Genomic DNA, 2433 nt, shown 5'->3' with positions numbered 1-2433 from the left:
AGCGGTTCCCGCCTTCGATGCGCGGCGAGCAAGCGGACGGCATCCATCGCCGTCCGACGAGGACCCCCGGACTACCCTTCGCCCGGGCTTCATCGCTCGACCACAGCCCGCCGTCGTCGGGACGTTGGATCCGACGCCCTCCCCACCGACGGGATGCGAAGAGTATGGCGCAGGCGGAAGGCGGTGGGGGAATAGGACGCTGGGGCGGGCGTGGAGTGGAGGGATTCCAGAGGGTTGGCGGGCGCCGGTTCGCTGGGAGTCCGTGAAAGGCGACCGTGGAGCGCCGTTCACCTCTCCATTCGCGAAGGCGAATGGGGAGGACCGGTCGGCGCGCCGGCGACGACCAGGAGGGGGCGACGCCGGCGGATGGGATCGGAGCTCGAATGGGCCGCCGCCGGCGTCGCCCTCTCCTGACCGCTTCGCGGTCTGTCCTCCCCATCGCCTTGGGGGGCGATGGGGAGGTGAGGCTTCCTCCGGACGACGAAAAGGCCCCGGCGTTTCCGCCGGGGCCTTCGGTACTCTACGCTTACTGGAACTTCAGGTCGCCTTAGCGGGCGGCCTGGAACTTCTCGACCGAGGCGGTGACGCGCTCGTTGATCGGCTTGAAGCTGTCCTTGACCGAAGCGGTGAAGACGTCGGTCAGCTTGGTGACCTCGGCCAGGTAGGTTTCGGCGGCCGACTTGGCCCACGAGGTCTGCAGTTCGACCAGTTCCTGGACCGAACGGGCGGCGGCCAGCGACTGGGCGGCGGCGACGCCGTCTTCCCAAGACTTCTTGCCGTAGGCCAGCGAGGCGGCCGAGAGGGTCTCGGCGCCCTTCTGGGCGGCGGTGGCCGAAGCGACCAGGGCTTCGAGGTTCTTCTTGCCCTCGGCGTTCAGCTCGGCCAGGCCGGCGACCGACTTGTCGACGCCTTCGCGGAAGGCCTTGGCGCCGGCGGCCTGGATCTTCTCGGCTTGAGCCGTCGCCTTCTCGGCCGAAGCCTTGACGGTGGCGGTGGCGGTTTCGACGGTCTTCTTCACGGTTTCGGCGCTGTCGGCCATGGAAGTCTCTCCTGAACCAGTCGCGGCTCGGGCCGCTGATGATGATTTTTCCCGCAGCAGGCGATTCCGCCGCGATGGGCGTCATATGGTGCAAGTGCGAACAGAGGTCAAGCGCATTTTGTGCGGTGCACAATAACGTCACAAACCCAGCGAGTCGCCGCTCGCGGCGGCTTCACAAATATGTTGACGGCCTGTTTACCCTCATGAAACCGGCGGGGTGCATGCTACCGTCCAGTTCAGCGTCGCGCCGGGGGGCCGTCGTCGCGCCACTGTAGTGAGGCTATCCGCTTGACGTTGACTGCACTGATCCGTCGGGGAGCGTTGTCGCTGATGCTGGTCGTCGCCCTGGCGATGACCCCGAACGCCACCCCGCCCGTGGCCCAATCCTCGGACAATGCGCGTTACGCCGCCATCGTCGTGGACGCCGAAAGCGGCGAGGTCCTGTTCGCCCGGCACGCCGACAGTCGCCGCTATCCGGCCTCGATCACCAAGGTGATGACGCTGTATCTGGCGTTCGAGGCTCTGTCCGAGGGCCGGGTCAAGCCGACCGACGTGCTGACCGTCTCGCCCCACGCCGCCAGCCAGCCGCCGTCCAAGCTGGGGCTCGCCGCCGGCCAGACCATCACCCTGGACGACGCCATGAAGGCGACCGCGGTGCGCAGCGCCAACGACATGGCCGTCGCCATCGCCGAGCACATCGGCGGCTCGGAAGCCCGCTTCACCGCCCAGATGACGCTGAAGGCCCAGGAGCTGGGCATGACCCAGACCCGCTACGTCAACGCCAACGGCCTGCCCGACGCCCGCCAGCTGACTTCGGCCCGCGACCTGGCCATCCTGGCCCGCGCCGTGATGCGCGACTATCCGCAGTACTACCGCTACTTCGGCCTGCACGACTGGGCCTACAACGGCCGCGACTACCGCAACACCAACGGGCTGCTGCACTCCGGCCTGGGCTACGACGGCATGAAGACGGGCTACACCAATGCGTCAGGCTACAACCTGGCCGCCTCGTCGGTGCGCGACGGCAAGCGGCTGATCACCATCGTCCTGGGCGGCCGCTCGACCGCCAGCCGCAACCAGCACGTCGCGGCCCTGATGGACACCGGCTTCGAGGTCGAGCGCGCCCGCTCGAACGGCCAGCTGATCCAGGTGGCCCAGACCTATTTCGAGTCCAAGGGCTTCGGCATCGGCCCGGACAACTCCGCCCCGTTCCAGTACGCCTCGGTCAGCGGCGAGGACGACGACGACGGCGCGGTCGCCTACACCGCCCTGGCGGCCGCGACACCCCCAGCCCACGCGCGTGACCCCCTGCCCCGTCGGAACGCCCGCCCCGCCCCGATCCAACGCAAAAGCCGAAGGCCGCCCGGCCGACGTGACCGCCATCCTGAACGGCG

General features: G+C 68.5%; 2 protein-coding genes. One reads left to right on the top strand and one right to left on the bottom strand.

All coding sequences use genetic code 11. The features are described 5' to 3' along the window. Positions 1-547: 547 nt before the first annotated feature. On the bottom strand, positions 548-1039 hold the full coding sequence (locus tag AC2W7C_RS16770) for a phasin family protein (RefSeq protein WP_486002399.1): 492 nt from the start codon (positions 1037-1039) through the stop codon (positions 548-550). Between the two features lie 288 nt (positions 1040-1327). Between AC2W7C_RS16770 and AC2W7C_RS16765 the strand changes: the two genes are divergently transcribed. Further along, the coding region (locus AC2W7C_RS16765; protein ID WP_486002398.1) for a D-alanyl-D-alanine carboxypeptidase family protein at positions 1328-2433 on the top strand (1106 nt) is incomplete at its 3' end.

It is taken from the genome of Brevundimonas sp. CURTG3B2_SDJG (assembly GCF_057364705.1).
Note: the sequence above shows the minus strand (reverse complement) of the source record. Positions and strands in the feature narration are given on the sequence as shown.

Coding starts and splice junctions, on each gene's coding strand:
- AC2W7C_RS16770 (WP_486002399.1), bottom strand. CDS start 1,039: ATGGCCGACAGCGCCGAAACCGTGAAGAAGACCGTCGAAACCGCCACC.